7 protein-coding genes and 1 pseudogene are annotated in these 17,149 nt (G+C 44.5%); 4 read left to right on the forward strand and 4 right to left on the reverse strand.

What is annotated here, in order from left to right; all coding sequences use genetic code 11:
- Positions 1-4,593: CHAT domain-containing protein (locus QUB08_RS21145; RefSeq protein ID WP_333226799.1), on the forward strand; the 4,593-nt coding region annotated here is incomplete at its 5' end.
- Between the two features lie 142 nt (positions 4,594-4,735).
- On the opposite strand, the gene QUB08_RS21150 is transcribed toward QUB08_RS21145, so the two are convergent.
- Both QUB08_RS21150 and QUB08_RS21155 read right to left on the reverse strand, forming a co-directional pair.
- A complete protein-coding gene (locus QUB08_RS21150; RefSeq protein WP_333226801.1) occupies positions 4,736-10,039 on the reverse strand; it encodes an AAA family ATPase in 5,304 nt (1,767 codons plus the stop codon).
- A gap of 329 nt (positions 10,040-10,368) precedes the next feature.
- Positions 10,369-10,782, reverse strand: a complete 414-nt coding sequence (locus tag QUB08_RS21155) for a hypothetical protein (RefSeq protein WP_333226803.1) — start codon at positions 10,780-10,782, stop codon at positions 10,369-10,371.
- Positions 10,783-10,794: 12 nt separating this feature from the next.
- On the opposite strand from QUB08_RS21155, the gene QUB08_RS21160 reads away from it, so the two are divergent.
- Complete coding sequence (locus QUB08_RS21160; RefSeq protein WP_333226805.1) at positions 10,795-10,974, forward strand: hypothetical protein; 180 nt, start codon at positions 10,795-10,797, stop codon at positions 10,972-10,974.
- Positions 10,975-11,140: 166 nt separating this feature from the next.
- Here QUB08_RS21160 and ligA read toward each other — a convergent pair whose 3' ends face one another.
- Positions 11,141-13,339 carry an NAD-dependent DNA ligase LigA gene (gene ligA, locus QUB08_RS21165; RefSeq protein ID WP_333226807.1) on the reverse strand — a complete coding sequence of 733 codons (2,199 nt, stop codon included), beginning with the start codon at positions 13,337-13,339 and terminating at the stop codon, positions 11,141-11,143.
- 400 nt (positions 13,340-13,739) lie between these two features.
- The gene (locus QUB08_RS21170; protein ID WP_333226809.1) at positions 13,740-14,720 is read right to left on the reverse strand and encodes an Npun_R2479 family HD domain-containing metalloprotein; all 981 of its coding nucleotides are present in this window, start codon (positions 14,718-14,720) and stop codon (positions 13,740-13,742) included.
- A 286-nt stretch (positions 14,721-15,006) separates the two neighbouring features.
- On the opposite strand from QUB08_RS21170, the gene QUB08_RS21175 reads away from it, so the two are divergent.
- Entirely contained in the window at positions 15,007-16,752 is a 1,746-nt protein-coding gene (locus QUB08_RS21175; protein ID WP_333226811.1) for an alpha/beta hydrolase, read from the forward strand.
- Positions 16,753-16,949: 197 nt separating this feature from the next.
- Positions 16,950-17,149: pseudogene (locus QUB08_RS21180) on the forward strand (photosystem II q(b) protein); the annotation flags it as partial.

Raw genomic sequence — 17,149 nt, forward strand, 5'->3', positions numbered from 1 at the left:
ACAGATGCTGGCGGCACAACTACACTCAATGGCGATGTCAAGACAATCGGCAGTCAAACCTACGGAGATGCTGTGACAATTGCCAAGAATCCGATTCTTGCAGGTAGCGACGTTACTTTCAATAATACAGTTAACGGCACCAGCGATTTGACTGCGAATGCGGTGAGCGGTAATATTACATTCAATGGTGCGATCGGCAATACCACAGCATTAGGAAATATTACCGCTAACTCTACAGGAACAACTACATTTAATCAAACAGTCAATGCCGCAAGTTTGACTACAGATGCTGGCGGCACAACTACACTCAATGGCAATGTGACTACAACTGGCAGTCAAACTTATGGAGATGCAGTTATAATTGCCAAGAATCCCATTCTGGCAGGCAGCGGCATTACTTTCAATAATACTGTGGATGGCACCAGCGATTTGACTGCGAATGCGGTGAGCGGTAATATTACATTCAATGGTGCGATCGGCAATACCACAGCATTAGGAAATATTACCGCTAATAGTACAAGTACAACTACATTGAATGCCGTCAATTCTGCCAGCCTCACCACTAACGCTGGCGGCACAACTCAACTAAATGATAATGTGACAACTGCGGGAAGTCAAACTTATGGAGATGCTGTCACTGTTGCCAATAATCCGATTATTTCAGGTAACGATCTTACTTTTAATGATACAGTTAACGGCAGTAGCGAATTGATTGTTAATGGGGGTACGGGTAATGTTACATTTAATGGTGCAGTTGGCAATGCTAATTCTTTAAGCAAGTTACAGATTAGCGGAAAAACTATCAATGCGAATTCAGCGGTTAACGTAGCTGGTAATATTGGAATTTCGGCTGATACTATTAATCTGCAAGGAATTTTGACTACCACCAATAACGGTACGCTAACAATTAGCAATACGGGCAATCTCAATATTTTAAATAATCTGAACTTAGACGGTGCATTTAATCAAAATGGCGCGGGAAGCGTTGCCTTGAGCGGAAATATCACCACAACGAATGATAACATTAGTTTTAGCGGCCCGGTGACATTAAATACTCCTGTAACTTTTACACTGGGAGATGCAACTATTGCTTTCGGTTCTACTTTATCGGCAGGCAGTAACCCGTTGGCTTTAACTGCCGGTGAAATTAATTTTTCCGGGAACGTTTCTGGTACTGGCGCGCTAACGCTGCAACCCGCAACAGTAGGACAAAATATTGCGGTTGGCGGAATTGATAACAATACTAGCGCTTTAGATTTGACGGCATCGGAACTTAATTTGATTCAAAATGGATTTAGCTCGATCGCGATCGGGCGATCAGATAGCACCGCCAAGGTTAGCATACCCTACAATCTCACATTTTTAGATCCCGTAAGTATTCAAGGGGGAACTGGGGCGATCGCACTTGATGGCACTCTTACCGGAAATGACAACAGCAGCATTGCTATCAATGCTTCCACCATTAATTTAAATTATGGCATCAATACCAATAAAAATCCGATCGCTCTCAACGGCACTGTAACACTCGGAAACGATATTAATCTTAGTACCGGCGGCGGAGATATTAAGATAACTGGTGCGATAGACGGTAATCATTTGTTGAACTTAGATTCAGCTACAGGCAATGTGCTGGTGCAAGGAAATATCGGAGGAACAACACCACTTTCTGTTTTGAATGTTACGGCAACGCAGGCGGAATTCACTAACGGTAATATTGCAAGCAATTCTGGTTTTAATATTGCTGCTGCAAGCACTAGGTTGGGGGGAAATGTTACTACTAATAATGGCAACATCAATATTAACGGTGTTCTCGGGTTGACGAAAGATGCGATATTGAGTACAGCCGGCGGGAATATTGCCTTTGGAGGTGCGATCGACAGTATTGATGCGGCCCGCAGCCTAAATCTGGATGCAGGTAGCGGCAGCATCACTTTCAACGGTTCGGTGGGGGCCACCAGCAAGTTAGGAAATCTTGCGATCGAAAATGCTGGCAATGCGACAGGAAACTCGACAATTAACGCGCAACAATTGACAGCACTAAACACGGAAAAAGTCAATTTATCGGGAGATGTCACCGCCGGCAAAGTCGATATTACTGCCCAGGGAGATATAAGCGTTAAAAATATTACTACTAATGCCGGAGAAATTCTATTTACAAGCGGTAACAATTTCACAGCAGGCAATTTGAATACATCGGGAAACAGTGGCGGAAACATAACTGTTAAGGCGATAACTTCAATTACCACCGGACAAATTAACTCTAGCGGTATAGTCGGAAATGCCGGCAATGTGTTCTTAGATCCGATCGGCGATATTCAAGTAGAGTTTATCAATGCCCAAGGCGGTACTGGTGGCACCGGTGGCGATGTTACAGCAATAACAGGCAATTTTTTCCGCGCTACGGGTACTTTTTCCACCCCACTTTCGCCAACGGGATTTGCTAGCATTTCTACTGCTGGCGGCGTCGGTGGTGGAAATATCGCAATTACACACGCTGGGGGAGATGGAGGGACGCCGATTCAACCGTTTGTGGTGGGGGATGCTGCTAGCAACGGTACGGCGGGTGCAATTACAACGGGACAATCTACCATTACATCGCAGTCTTTTCCACGTTCTAGTAGTGTTGGTAATATTGTATTTTCGACTGATGACGCGATCGACCCGCCGCCAACACCAACTCCCACTCCGGTAGTAACTCCCACTCCCACTCCAAGTGTCACTCCAACTCCGGTAGTAACTCCCACTCCCACTCCAAGTGTCACTCCCACTCCGGTAGTAACTCCCACTCCCACTCCAAGTGTCACTCCCACTCCGGTAGTAACTCCAACTCCCACTCCGACTGAAATTCCCACTGCGGTAGTAACTCCGACTCCCACTCCGACTGAAATTCCCACTGCGGTAGTAACTCCAACTCCCACTCCGACTGAAATTCCCACTGCGGTAGTAACTCCAACTCCCACTCCGACTGAAACTCCCACTGCGGTAGTAACTCCGACTCCCACTCCGAGTCAAACTCCCACTGCGGTAGCCCGGGAGCCAATAGAGTTAGTATCACAATTAACTGTGATCGATCCTACGGAAATACAAGTGCCCACACCTGTGACAGCACCAAAATCGCCCACAGCCGCCGATACACCCACACCCGAACCGTCAACCTCCGATGAACAAGACTTTAAACGCCCCGAAAGTCGATCGCTAGACAATCTCGGTGTTGCTGCTGCAGATCATCGAGTTTTAACCATCGATCAAAGTATCATCAGTCAATTACCCGCTGGCATCGTAGTCTCTTCACTCGCATCCCAGCAAGCACCAACAGTTAACTCTACTTCTAATTTAGTTCTGGGATATGTTCCGTCTCCCGATCGACTTTTTGAAGGTAACGACATACAGAAAACAGTCGGGCGAATCGAAGAAATGAGGAATCAAGAATTTGCAGAATACCTGGGGGTAGAAGCCAACCTCCTAGAGGAAAAAACCTTGATTTCGACATCCCAACAAACTTTACAAAATATCGAACAGCAAACCGGCAAGCGGTCTGGTATTATCTACATAGTCTCGCGAGAAGATCGACTGGAACTAATTTTAGTTCCTCCCGTGGGGCGGCCGATTCACTACAGCGTTCCCGAAGCCAACAGAGCAGCTTTATTCCCCATCGTCAAGGAGTTCCGCGATGAAATCACCAATCCCCAAAAACGCGGTACAACCAGTTATCTAGCCTCCTCCCAGCAACTATATAAATGGGCGATCGCACCCCTAGAAAAAGACTTAGAAAACTTAGGAATTCAAACTTTATTACTGTCAGTCGATCCCGGATTGCGAAGCCTGCCCTTTGCCGCTTTGCATGACGGTAAAGGCTTCTTGATTGAAAAATACAGTTTCAGCCTAATTCCAAGTTTTAGTTCGACTAATACCGATTATAAAGCTGTTAGAGACGCCACAGTGCTAGCAATGGGAAGGTCAGAATTTGTTGACCAACAGCCTTTGCCCAGTGTGCCGATCGAATTGCAGGCGATTTCGGCTCAGTGGCAGAGTCCATCTTTCCTCAATTCCACTTTCACTTTAGATAATCTCAACTCGGAGCACGCCAAGGGAGGATTTCGGATCGTTCACCTAGCAACTCACGCTGAATTCAAACCGGGAAAACCGAGCAATTCTTACATTCAACTGTGGAATTCCAAATTGCAGCTCGATCGCATAGAGAGTTTAAATTGGCGCAATCCGCAGGTAGACTTGTTAGTATTGAGTGCTTGTAGAACTGCTATGGGCGATCGGGAAGCAGAATTAGGTTTTGGAGGTTTAGCAGTAAAATCCGGCGCGAAATCTGCTTTAGGGAGTTTGTGGTATGTTGACGACGGAGGCACTTTGGGGCTGATGAGCGAATTTTACCACCAGTTGCGAGGAACCACAACTAAAGCAGAAGCTTTGCAACTGGCTCAACAAGCAATAATGTCCGGTAAAGTGCGGCTGGAAAACGGACAGCTAGTAACAACCGGCGGCAAGTTAAATTTACCTGCTCATTTACAACAAACAAACCAAAACTTTTCTCATCCTTACTATTGGAGTAGTTTCACCATGATCGGAAGCCCTTGGTAAGCTGCCATTTTTATTTTTCAGTCTCCGCTTCTTAGGGACAAAAGTTTCTACAGTAGGGGCAATAGCCGGTTGGGGCGGTTGGGGGGGGTCCCCCGTGGTTGCCCCAATTTCAACTGCCGATCGCTCCAGGGGGTTTGGAAGTCTATTTCTGCTTCATCACCACCAAAGTAATATCATCAAAAACCTTCTGAGTGCCAATATACTGCCACACATCATCAATCACGGCTTCCCGAATTTCTTGGGCACAGCGCTGACGATTTTCAACCACCACTTGCCACAACCTTTCTAATCCGTACTGCGCTTTATTAATATCTAAAGCTTCAGGAATTCCATCAGTATAAAGCACCACCACATCCCCAGGATTTAACTGCACTTCTGCTTGAGCAATAAACTCGCCAATCTCTTCTACTAAGCCAATGGGAAAGCCTAAATCCATCGTGTCTATGCGCTCCAATTTTCCATCAGCGCGCACCACAATCATTTCCTCATGTTGTCCGCTTAATTTCAGGACACCTCCGGCATAGTCTAAGATAGCTAGAGACATATTTCTAGAGGAGTCCATGCGCTGGAGATTATCACACAGAGTCTGGTTGAGGACATCCAAAAACTTCACTGGATCTGTTTCGTTCATTTTCTGAAGCGTCCTGACAGCCGTTTGTGCCATAATCATCAACACGCCACTTTCTAAACCGTGCCCGGTGACATCGCCAATCGTAATCTTGACTCGCTCATCCTGTTGCAATACATCATAGTAATCGCCGCCAACTTCATCGGCTGGCTCCATAAAACCCGCTATTTCTAAGCATTCTATTGCCTCTAATTCCGACTGTTTTGGCAACACCATTTCTTGCAGTTGTTTGACAATATCGAGTTCTGCACTCATGCGAAGATTGTCTGCTCTTAATTTCTGATTCAGGGTGCTAATTTCTTGATTCGCTTCAGCTAGTTGAGCCGTGCGTTCTTGAACTTTATCTTCTAAGTTTTGATAGAGGCGAGCATTTTCGATCGAAATAGCTGCTTGGGATGATAAGATTTTTAAGACTTCTAATCTATCGGGGGTAAACGCCCCGGTAGTCAGATTATTTTCCAGATACAGAATGCCGATTAGTTTACCTTGATTAATAATAGGAGCGCATAATACTGACTTAGGCATATTTTTTATAATATAGGGTTCGCCAGTAAAAACACCCTGTTTCGTAGCCTCTGATAGCACTACATCTTCCTGAGTTCTCGCTACATATTTTATCATACCTACAGGAAGAGCATCGCTGCCTTCAATCGAAATACTTTGCAAAACTTCTACTTGTTCTTTATCAACTTCACCTCTAGCTTCAATGGTTAACTTATCCTTATTTGATAAGACAATAAAGCCTTTTTGTGCTCCGCCATTTTCCAGTAAAAGTGTCATTAACTTCTCTAACAATTTGTTGCTGGTAATTTCACCAGCCAGAACTTGGGAAGCTTTGATAACTGTGGACAAGTCTATATTAGGATTTCCTCCCGTTGTTGAATAAGCTGTGCCAATAGCAGTAGTTTGCAAATCAATTTGTTTCTTGGCAGATACCTTGGGGATTAACTGCGGATATTTCTGCTCTAAATCCTCTACTTTACGCTTAGCGCCCCAAAGTTGGTAACCATAGTGAGCCTTTTTCATGTAAAGTTTGGCAATTTCATTTTGGCTTTTCCCTAACCAGAATTGGGCGACTAATTCATTGCCTAAAGCTTCATTCTGAATGTATTCATTTTCATTGGCTGAACTAATAGCGCGATCGTATAAATCTATTGCTTCCATTCCTCGACCAGAAATACGCGCCATTTCTGCCTCCACCAACAGGTATTTGTGCAGAAAGTTTTCAGGACAGTTATCTGCCCAAATTTTCATCTGTTCTTGGTTGGTTTCAATTTGTTTTTTATAACTAATTTGTTCGGATTTGCTAACGGTTGGATAGAGAGCCAGTAAAATTAAAGAATGATAGAAGTTATTAACCGCATTCGTAATCATCCCTTGTACATAAGGTAACATGGTTTGAGCTTCTTTGATACAAGCTAAAGCAGTAACATTGTCACCATACAAGTAGAGGACTTGGGATTTATAAGTTAAATAGTTACAAAGAGCAAAAAAGTTTTGATGAGTTTTACAATCTTCGATATAATCAGCTTCAATAAGGAATTCGTTGGTAAATTCTCTGGGTTGGGGACTCAAGCCACTTAAATTATAAATAGGTAGTTGACAGGCGAGGATGCTATGATAAGCTAATAAATTTTTTGTTTTAGCTGTGAATTTTAAATAATCATTTAGAACCGCTAATATTTGGCTAAGATTTTTACCAGATACAAAAAAATTAACAATTTGATGGAGACTAATATAGCCTGCAAACTGTAGCTCTCCTGACTCCAAACCCGCTTGATAACCTTCGTTATTAATCGCTTCAGCTTCTTTTATAGGCATAACCCAATGTTGGATGAGATTAGCAAGGTTATTAATAGCTTTCGCTTTCATGGATGAGTCATTAAAACGCTTAGAACAGTTTAAACCTAAACGAGCAAATTCATAACCTGATTGATATTCTTGTAAAACTGCACTGAGAATAAGTCCATAGCTGGTATAAGCTTTAGCGGCAGCCCCAATAATACCGTATTTAAGGCAAATAGAAGCCATTTTGGCCGCAATAATTCCATACAATTTAGGATTACTTAAATAAGTGGCTGGATCTACACTGACTAATAAAATTAGGGCCGCTCTCATTTCCGGATTCGTCATTTCTCGTTGATCTTGTAGGGTGCTAATTTCCCCACTTTGCCAAAGTTTTTGTACTTCTGCTAGTTCTTTTTGTAAAGCATAGGTGAAATCTTTATCGGTTAACTCAATCCCCAATAACTTTAAGGCTTGTCGAGCAACGTTAATGGCTTCTTCATATTTGGACATCATGGTTAACATGACGATTAAAATATTATAAGTTTCGGCTTTTTCTAAGTTGGTTTTGCATTTTTCAATCACTAAATAAATCAATCTTTCAGCATAATCAAAGTTACTATTTAAATATTCAACTTCTGCTTGTTCTTGATGAAGTTTCAAGGTCAATTGATATTCTTCTTGCCAAAAATCACCACTTAATAAAGATATGCCAATCGTCAAATATTCTCGCGCCGCTAGATAAGCGGTTGAGTCTTTCGCTTTGCGGGCGGCGATTAAATTAAATTTAGCTAAGGCTATTTTTTCGGTTGGATCGGTAATTAACTCGCGCCCCAGATTAAAATGTTCAACTATATCAAAAATTTTTGCCTCTCGCTCTGTCACGGGAGTATTCACTTGTAACAAGCGTCCAATTTTTAAGTGAACTGCTTTTTTTTCATCTTCAGGAATTAAAGTATAAGCAGCTTGTTGTACTCGGTCATGTAGAAATTTATAATCTTGTATTAATAGGTTTTCATCTAACTCCGATGTTGGCAAGATGAATCCGCTCTGAAGGGCTGCAAGTAGATCAGAAAAAATCACTTCAGGCTGTTGTTCACAAACAATCGACAGGATATTTAAGTAAAAAGATGCGCCGATACAAGATGCTAAACGTAAAATCTGTTGGGTGAGAGGAGGCAGTTTTTGCAACTTGCCTATCATCAACTCGATCACATTATCGGTGATATTTTGTGCCTCAATTTGGGCAATATTCCACTGCCAATTATGAGATTGCAAATCAAACGTTATTAGCTTTTCAGCCTCCAGAGTTTTCAGAAATTGATTAACAAAAAACGGATTACCTCCAGTTTTATTCATCACCAGTTCTGCCAAGGATTTTACCGTCTCCGTGTCGCTATATAATGTATCACCAATCAGTTGGTTAATATTTTCTGGGGCTAAAGGTGATAAAGTAATATAATTGATAGTGGCTCCTTCTTTGCGTAATCCATCGAGGGTCATAATTAAGGGGTGCGTTGGGCTAACTTCATTATCCCGATAGGCTCCAATCAAAAACAGATATTGCAGATGTGTATCGGTCATCATCAATTCAATTAACTTGAGTGTCGCGGAGTCAGCCCACTGCAAATCATCCAAAAATATGACTAAAGGATGCTCTTTTGTGCAAAAGGCTCGGATGAAGTTACCCAAGACAATATTAAATCGATTTTGTGCTTCGGTTGCCCCTAATTCTGACACTGGAGGCTGCTTGCCGACAATCAGTTCCACTTCGGGAATGACATCAATAATCACTTGACCATTGACACCAAAAGCATCTCTAAGTTTTTCTCGCCATTGTTGAAGCTGTATTTCACTTTCCGTTAATAGTTGCCTCACTAATCCCTTAAAGGCGCCAACTACAGCGGAGTAAGGAATACTCTTTTGAAATTGATCAAATTTGCCTGCGGTGAAATAGCCACGCAGTCGGGTATTTGGTTTGTGAATTTCGGCTATTAGAGATGATTTGCCAATACCAGAATAACCCGCCACCAACATTATTTCTATTTGGGATTGGGGATTGTCCGCTACTCGCTCAAATGCTTTTAGTAGTGCTTCTACTTCGGCTTCGCGTCCGTAGAGCTTTTGGGGAATTTGAAACTGGTCGGAAATGTCTTGAGTCCCTAAAGAGAAATCAGATATATTTCCTGTGGTTTGTAACTGATGCAAACATTCTGCTAAATCATTTTTGATTCCGAAACCACTTTGGTATCGCTCCTCAGCGGTTTTTGCCATCAGTTTCATTACAATATCTGACAGGGCATGGGGAATTTCTGGATTAATTTGAGGAGGAGAAATTGGCACTTTAGCAATATGACAATGCACTAACTCCAGGGCATAATTTGTTTCAAAAGGAAGTTTTCCTGTCAGTAACTCATAGAAAGTGACACCGAGAGAGTAAAAGTCGGTGCGGTAATCTAGGGAACGATTCATTCTTCCTGTTTGTTCAGGTGAAATATAAGCTAAAGTACCTTCTAAGACGTTAGGATTTTTGACGGTAGGATTTTCGCGGGTGAATTGAGTAGAAATACCAAAGTCTATAATTTTGAGTTGCCCGCTTTCAGGGTTAAAAATAATATTGGCAGGGTTAATATCTTTGTGGACAATATTCGCAGCGTGAATACTGCTTAGAATTTCCGCCGTTTTAATAGCAATTCTCAGAAATTCCTGTAGGGGCAATACTCCCGTGCCTGATTCCCTACGCTCATCCATTAACTGTTTTAAAGATGACGCGCCAAAATCCTCAAGAATGATACACAGGGTCATCTGATAGGGTTTTAATTCATAAGCTTTAATTACTCCATCTAGATTCAGATTTCGGGTAATTTCATATTCCTGCTTATAGCGAACCAGTTCGGAGGGGGTAGGATAGTCTTCTTTGAGGAATTTAAGGATGACGGCTTGGTTGTCCTGTTGGCGGATGCCTCGATAGACAGTGGAGTTGATACTTTCGTAGATTTGAGTGAGAATCTCGTAGCCGTTAATCTCGATCATTTTCAGGTTTCAATGATAGAAGAAAATGTGATTAAAGTTAGTCAGCAATTATCACCGAGCGGACTGATATATTATAGATGCTGAGGATGCTTTGATACCCATGCTTAAGGTGAAATATTCACATTAATATACTGCGGCCGATCATCTATCACAGATTACCTCATGGCAATAGCAGGTAACTTTCATTACCTGCTAATTTACAACAAGAAAAACAAGATTTTTCTGCTCTTTATTGCTGGAGTATTTTCACAGTGAGATTTTTTTTGTAATTCCCATATTTTCAGTAGCAAATCTGTTCGTTCAAGAATTATCTCTAACCCGCAGATGCTCTATCTAGGGTTGATTGCTCTCGGATTTGGTGCGGCCGTTCCGTAATTGACTCGACAGCCGATATTGAACAAACTCGAACTGCACTCAAGAGGGACAATCTGCTGATCGAGGAGGGCGCTGCAACTGACATACTCGTCATTATTAGTATCTCTTACCATACATTCGATCGGGTTAGCTCCCGATCGCGCCGACCAACTCTTCATACCTACGACTGCAATCATATGCTGCCAGTAGAAAGCAAATAGCAGAACTCCCAAAAGTACAGCAACGGCTAATCCTGCTTTCAACTTCCAACTATTTAGGACGTTTCCCAAACTATTTTTCACGTTTTCCACCCCAGAAAGTGAGCTTTCGGTAGTTGTTTCTGGAGTTGTCAAGTTTGTTTGTGTTTGTTCTGCTGGAATTTCAGACATAATGGATCTCCTATGATTGCTGGGATTTGGCTAAGCTGGCAGTTGCCATCGCTATTGCAAACTTTATCAAATTTTAGCAAAACTAGCCAGTACCGACAACCGATTCGGGCATCACCGCCGGGGAAGTATGTATATTCACCAAGTGCGATCGCCATTTCTATGCCTTTTGAGGTATTGCCCAAGTCGCGTTAGCAGATCCCTCGAAGAGGATCGGCTATTTTGCATCTAGGGCAATAGAATTGTTGGGGATTTTCTTTGAAAACGGCTGAAATGAATCAGCGCTTTTTTTGGGAACCGCAGAGAGCGCAGAGGGCGCAGAGAAAGAGCAAAGAGAGATATATTGACGTTCACCAATCATTTATGGTTTCGATAGGAGTTCTAATAACTCAGATTCCGAAAGTAGTTCTATTCCCAAAGATTGAGCCTTTTCCAACTTAGAACCCGCATCTTCTCCCACAACTACATAATCAGTTTTAGCGCTCACAGAATTTGTTACTTTACCGCCTGCTTTTTGAATCAAATCTTTAGCTTCATCTCGTTTCAAAGTGGGCAAAGTTCCAGTCAGCACAAAAGTTTTGCCTGCAAGTTGTAAATTTGTGCTGTCTAAATTTGGATTTTTTACTTCTGACTGCAATTGCAAGCCCGCAGTTTTCAACCGTGCAATTAAACTTTGATTGGCAGGCACTCGAAACCACTGATAAACCGATTGAGCAATCTCCGGGCCGATGCCGTAAACGCCCTCAATCGATGCCGCTGATACCGCTGCTAACTCTTCTACATTGGTAAATCTTTCTGTTAGCAATTGAGCATTCACGCTGCCGACGTGGCGGATGCCCAATCCGTAAAGTACGCGCGAATAAGGTTGATTTTTCGATTGGGCGATCGCACTTACCAACTTTTCTGCCAACTTTTTACCCATGCGTTCCAAACTCATCAATCTTTCCGCAGTCAAATCGTACAAATCCGCCGCAGAATGCACCAGATTGCTATCAACCATTTGCTGCACCAACTTTTCGCCAACACCGTTAATATCCAGAGCATCCCGGCTGCAAAAATGAATCAGCGAACCCCTCAAAATTGCTGGACAAGATGTATTGATGCAGCGAGTAACGGCCTCCCCCTTTTCCCGAACCACAGGCTGTTCGCATTCGGGACAGCAACTAGGCATTTGGAAAAGTTGAGCATTTTGGGGGCGAAGTTCCGGCAAAACTCGCACAACTTCTGGTATAATTTCCCCAGCTTTTCTGACAATTACAGTATCGCCAATATGGAGATTTAGGTCGGAAAGTCGATCGCTATTATGGAGAGAAGCCCGCGAAACCGTCGTTCCCGCCAACTGCACTGGTTTGAGTTCCGCTACAGGAGTCAGAGCCCCGGTTCTGCCTACTTGTACGGTGACAGCTTCTACTATTGTAGGCACTTCGGCTGCGGGATACTTCAGGGCGATCGCCCAACGCGGAAACCTCTGAGTAAAACCCAATTGTTTTTGCAGCAAAACCGAATTTATCTTAACAACAACCCCATCCGTCATGTAAGGCAAATTTCGCCGCTCAGTATCCCAATATTCGTAATACTCGCGAACTTCATCCAAAGAATAGCAAATTTTGCGATAGGGATTCACCTTAAACCCCATTCGTCGCAACAATTCCAAAGATTCCCACTGCGTGTTACCCTCGTTACCCGGATCTAAATGCAGAGTATAAGCAAAGAAATCCAACCGTCGCTTATCCACAATTTTAGAATCCAACTGCCGCAGCGTACCCGCCGCAGCATTGCGAGGATTAGCAAACAATTGTTCCCCCGCTTTTTCCCGTTCCCGATTAATTTCCTCAAACACAGCTAAAGACAAAAAAGCCTCTCCGCGCACTTCCACAACAGGCGGCGGATTTTCTAAATTGAGCTTTAAAGGAATCGAGCGAATAGTTTTGACATTTTGAGTAATTTCCTCTCCCGTAATGCCGTCTCCCCGCGTCGCACCGCGAACTAAAACTCCATTTTCATAGGTTAATGCTAAAGCAGAACCGTCAATTTTTAACTCGCAAACATAGGAACCCCCCCCCAACCCCCCCTTAGCAAGGGGGGGAGTAATTTCCCTGTTTTCCTGATTGCTAATGGAAGATGTTATTCCCTCTTGTCCCCCCCCTTGATAAGGGGGGGTTAGGGGGGGTACATTTCCCTCTTGTCCCCCCCCTTGATAAGGGGGGGTTAGGGGGGGTGCATTTCCCTCTTGACCGGGGGTTAGGCGGGGCGCTACTCTTTGCCAGCGTTCCTGCCATTTAGCAAATTCCTCAAAATTAAAAGCATTTTCCAAACTGTAGAGAGGAATATTGTGCTTGACGCTAAAAAATTGAGTAGCAGGCTGTTCTCCCACGCGCTGAGTCGGACTTTCCGCAGTAATTAATTCAGGATAATCTGATTCTAATTCTTGCAACTGGCGATAAAGTCGATCGTACACCTCATCTGGCATAATCGGCGCATCGAGAACATAATAAGCATAGCTAGCTTCCTGTAGCTGCTGCCTCAACTGTTGAATTTGCTGCTGAATCTCAGTTGCCATATCGATTTAAGGTTTGAGATTTTTGATTTTTGATTTTTGATTATAACTCTCCATTTTAGCTCAAAAAAAAGGAGCGAGCAACCTCTCTGCTGCCCGACCGATTTTAGATTGGAGATGATCAATGTCAATTTGAGCTAAAAACAAAGATCCAGCAACTAGAAAATCAAAACTTATCCTAATTGTCACCCTGCCCAAAAACGGATACTTACTTTCCGACAGGAGTTGCCTGTCGGCCAAAATTTTAGACTCTTGTTCAACATCCCAGATTAATCTCTGGAGTAAATTTCAAATCCTTCGACTGATTGAACGCCGAACGTTGCGCCAAACCTGTCACGCCGAATTCTCAATTTTAAAATCCATTGACTCGCCTTTATAGCTGCCAATTTATGGGCGTCAATCCTCACAAATTCAAGTCGGGAAACTCGGTAAATTTCTTATTTTCCCCGGACATGGAAGGTTGAAGATTATCACCATCTTTTTCGCCGTTTAAGTTGCTATTGGCGCGGGATTTGGTGAATTCTTGAGCGTTTGGCTTGGTGAAAGCGAGCGGTTCAGCGTGTTCTACCTGAAATACATTGGCGTAGAGGTTGGCAATAATTTGTTTGCCTCCCTGGGTCAATTCCAAGTAGTTCAAAGCGGCAGGAATGTAGGGAAAAACTCCATTCCAATAAAACTTGGCGTAATTTTGCCGCAAATCTCCTGGAGACTTGTAGCCCAAGATTTTATTAGTGCCGACTTCCTCAAATTCGTAGAACAGAGCACTTATTTTTCGCAGGTAATTGGGGTCGCTCAACTGACCGATCAAATCGGCAGCCCTAGCGAGTCCAGAATAATTATTTCTGTCTTGATGAGTTTCGCTAGCAGGAACTGGGAAGCGCGTCAATTCAATATTGCGCTTGATTTGTTCGGCATCAATTAATGTGTGGCCGCCGAAGCGTTCGTCAATTACGAGTTTTCCTCGATCGACATGATAAGGAGTTAAACTGGCAGAAGTTGCGCCGATCGGCACAGAAACCATGCCCCCGTCAATACCCGTAGCATAGAGTCCCACAGCTTCTTGGTCTTGGCGGCAAACACCTTTGACGTAGCCGATATCGTGACACAGGAGCGAGATCAGGTAGTGTAGCCAATCTTCCGGCGACACTCCCCCTTCGCGAATATGCTTGCCCCGGAGAATCTCTTGTCCCACCAAAGCCACGAGCATTGTGTGTTCCACATTGTGGTATAGAGCATCGCAGTTAGCGATATTTTCCAGAGCCATAGTCCCTGCCCAGGCGATAATTTCAGGGTAGTCAGGCTTGTACTTGCCGTAGGTGCGACGGTAGCCGGCCTGCAACTCTTGCACAAAAGCGTCAATCAGGATAGCAGTTGCATTGAACATCATAAATTCTCCCACTCAGGCTGTAGTTACAAACTTGATCGAAAATATCTTGCATAGCTGAAAAAATAATCAATGGGCATTCCAGTAGGTTTGACCCCTCGGCGTTGAATTTTAAATTTCAGCTAGTGTTGTCAGGTCAGAAAATTGCTTTTTTGGCTATGCTTCCCAAGATAACCTAATTTCCGAAGCATCAGAAGCAACAGAACGATTTTTTGGCATTAAATGTTGGCGAAACAATTTACATCATTTCACCGACTAATTATTAGAAGTCCTAGGTGTGAAAGTTATGAACTGTCTGTTTTCGAGCCTCTCCACTGCTGCCCTTCGCTCTCGGCGGTCGATCGCCCAAAAATACCTAGGATTGTGTGCATTCACGGCTGTTTGCACCGCCGCACCGGCAATGGGTGCAGAGCGAATTTACGTAACTTACGGGCCACTAGAAGAATCAGTTCCCATCGAATCCCTGGCACTCTTCGCCAAAGAAGGCAAAATAGACTCAAACTTGGACGGCTTCGCTCAGTACGCCAAAGAATCTCAGCTAGCTGAGATTCGCAGCGCCCTGCAAGCGAAAGCTGAAATCAGCCACGTGACGATCGCCCAATTCCTCTACACGCCTCAAGGAGAAGTGCTGCTGAGACGCTTAGGCCGAGTAATTCAAACCAAAGCTCGGCAGCCTGGATTTTATGCCATCCGAGCCGCCCTGATTTTAGCAGCCTCAGATCCAGAAGGCCTGACAATTCTCAACGTGCTGCGGAAATTCCCCACCTATGGCATCAGGATTGACATCGCTCGCGCCTTGGGTATCGCCAACGAGCTGACATCGCTGATCAACCGTTCCAATCAGACGATCGCCGGAGTCGCCCAGTTGTCGGAAGCACAAGCAGCCTCAGAACCCGTCATACCGCCCGCCACAATGCTGCAGCCCCAGCTACCGGGCCCCTATAATTGGAAAAAATCATCGGTAATTCTGACGAGTCCAAATCGCGATCGCACGTTTGATATGGACATTTACTTGCCACAGGGGAGTCCGCAACCTGCTCCAGTAGTAGTAATTTCCCACGGTTTAGGTTCCGATCGCATTTCTTTCCAGTATTTAGCCAAACACTTAGCCTCCTACGGCTTTGCCGTCGCCGTCCCGGAACATTCCGGCAGCAACGCCCAACAAATCCAAAACTTAGTAACAGGCAGAGCCAGTGAATTAGCAGAACCTGCGGAATTTGTCAACCGCCCCCTCGACATCAAAGACTTGCTCGATTATTTAACCCAACTTTCTACCACCAATCCTGCCTATCAAGGGCAGCTCGACTTGCAGCGGGTCGGCGTCATCGGGCAGTCTTTCGGTGGCTATACGGCTTTAGCATTAGCCGGGGCAGGGATTAATTTTGCACAGCTAGACAAAGATTGCGGACTCGAAAATGATACTTGGAACCTCTCCCTACTATTGCAGTGCCGCGCCCGCGGCCTAGAGCGCAACCAGTACAATTTCTACGACCCGCGCGTCAAAGCTGCGATCGCCATCAACCCGATCGTCAGCAGCATTCTCGGAGAAACAAACCTCAGCAAAATCCAAATCCCAGTCATGGTAATAGCAGGCAGCGCCGATACTGTCGCCCCCGCTTTTCTCGAACAAATTCAACCGTTCACATGGCTGACATCGCTCAACAAATATCTGGTATTGATGATCAACGGGACTCACTTCTCAACGATCGAGGAATCCCCTCAAAGCCTATTTCTGCCGCCAGCAGAGGCGATCGGGCCCGAACCAGCTTTAGCCCGCCGCTACCTCAGCGGACTCAGCCTAGCTTTCATGGAATGCTATTTGAACAAAAAAGCAAATTTCCGCCCGTATTTGGAGCCCTCCTACGCTTTAAGCATCTCCCGAGACACTCTCGGACTGAGAATTTTGCGCTCGCTCACCCCGCAGCAACTCTTGCAGTTCAGGATTTCTCCACCTCCTCGCATCCCCGCCTCTCCACCTGCGATCGCTCCTGTTCCTTTACCTTCTCCACCTCCCATAGCTCCCGTTCGTTAGGGTTGAGGTGCGCCGCGTGTGCACGCTGTCATCTCTTTTCGTGCGGGGGCGATGGGCCATCTCTTTCCTCTCATCAGCTATCCTAATCACACTCATCAGTTTAACTGTCGTCAAACCCCTTTACAAACCTTAACGATAGGCGTAATAATATAAGCATCATCCGAACATTGACAACCAAATACAGCAATCATAAAACCATGACAACAACCTTACAGCAGCGCGAAAGCGCCAACGTCTGGGAACGCTTCTGCGAGTGGGTCACAAGCACCGACAACCGGATTTACATCGGTTGGTTCGGAGTCTTGATGATTCCCACCCTGCTCAGCGCCACCATCTGCTACATCATCGCCTTCATCGCAGCCCCACCAGTGGACATCGACGGCATCCGCGAACCAGT

Source organism: Microcoleus sp. BR0-C5 (assembly GCF_036705045.1).
In the GTDB taxonomy this organism is placed as follows: domain Bacteria; phylum Cyanobacteriota; class Cyanobacteriia; order Cyanobacteriales; family Microcoleaceae; genus Microcoleus.

Bases quoted from the DNA above. Each gene is read 5' to 3' on its own strand.
- ligA (WP_333226807.1), bottom strand. From the start codon at position 13,339: ATGGCAACTGAGATTCAGCAGCAAATTCAACAGTTGAGGCAGCAGCTA.
- QUB08_RS21155 (WP_333226803.1), bottom strand. From the start codon at position 10,782: ATGTCTGAAATTCCAGCAGAACAAACACAAACAAACTTGACAACTCCA.
- QUB08_RS21175 (WP_333226811.1), top strand. From the start codon at position 15,007: ATGAACTGTCTGTTTTCGAGCCTCTCCACTGCTGCCCTTCGCTCTCGG.
- QUB08_RS21170 (WP_333226809.1), bottom strand. From the start codon at position 14,720: ATGTTCAATGCAACTGCTATCCTGATTGACGCTTTTGTGCAAGAGTTG.
- QUB08_RS21160 (WP_333226805.1), top strand. From the start codon at position 10,795: ATGATTGCTGGGATTTGGCTAAGCTGGCAGTTGCCATCGCTATTGCAA.
- QUB08_RS21150 (WP_333226801.1), bottom strand. From the start codon at position 10,039: ATGATCGAGATTAACGGCTACGAGATTCTCACTCAAATCTACGAAAGT.